General features: G+C 71.5%; 1 protein-coding gene and 1 pseudogene. Both read left to right on the top strand.

The window, feature by feature from the left end; genetic code table 11:
* Positions 1–87: 87 nt before the first annotated feature.
* Positions 88–375 carry a BMC domain-containing protein gene (locus HMPREF1868_RS06850; protein WP_062531448.1) on the top strand — a complete coding sequence of 96 codons (288 nt, stop codon included), beginning with the start codon at positions 88–90 and terminating at the stop codon, positions 373–375.
* A gap of 3 nt (positions 376–378) precedes the next feature.
* A pseudogene (locus tag HMPREF1868_RS06845) lies at positions 379–642 on the top strand (hypothetical protein); the annotation flags it as partial.

The raw sequence follows: 642 nt of genomic DNA, 5'->3' as shown, positions 1-642 counted from the left end.
CGGCATGGTCGAGTCCATCCTGCCCTCCGCGGAGGCGTAGGAGACACCAGGCGGCGCACAGGCAGACAGAGCTAGGGAGGAAGAAAGATGGCAGGCATGACTGAGGCACTGGGCATGATCGAGACCAAGGGGATGGTCGGGGCCGTGGAGGCCGCCGACGCCATGGTCAAGGCGGCGAACGTCCGCCTCGTCGGCAAGGAGCGCGTGGGGGGCGGCCTCGTGACCGTCTTCGTCCGCGGCGACGTGGGGGCGGTCAAGGCCGCGACCGACGCCGGCGCGGCGGCGGCCCAGCGCGTGGGGGAGCTCCTCTCCGTCCACGTGATCCCCCGCCCGGACGGCATGGTCGAGTCCATCCTGCCCTCCGCGGAGGCGTAGGCGATGGCAGCCCGCAAGGCCGAGGGGGACGGCGCGCCCAAGCGTCGTCCCTCCCGCAAGGGGCCGGACAAGCCAGCGGATTCCGCGGCGGTCCCCGCGGCCGCCCCGGCCGAGGACGCACCCGCCCAGGTGGAGCCAGACGAGAAGGTCCCGCAGGAAGGCAAGACGGCGGCACAGCCCACGAAGGGCGAGCCGAACACCAACAAGGAGGCACGCGCGATGGCAAACGTAGTTGAGGCACTGGGCATGATCGAGACCAAGGGGATG

Origin of the sequence: Olsenella sp. DNF00959 (assembly GCF_001553055.1) — a bacterium.
Classification (GTDB): domain Bacteria; phylum Actinomycetota; class Coriobacteriia; order Coriobacteriales; family Atopobiaceae; genus Olsenella_I; species Olsenella_I phocaeensis.
The sequence above is the reverse complement of the archived record's forward strand: the minus strand, read 5'-3'. Positions and strand labels throughout refer to the sequence as shown.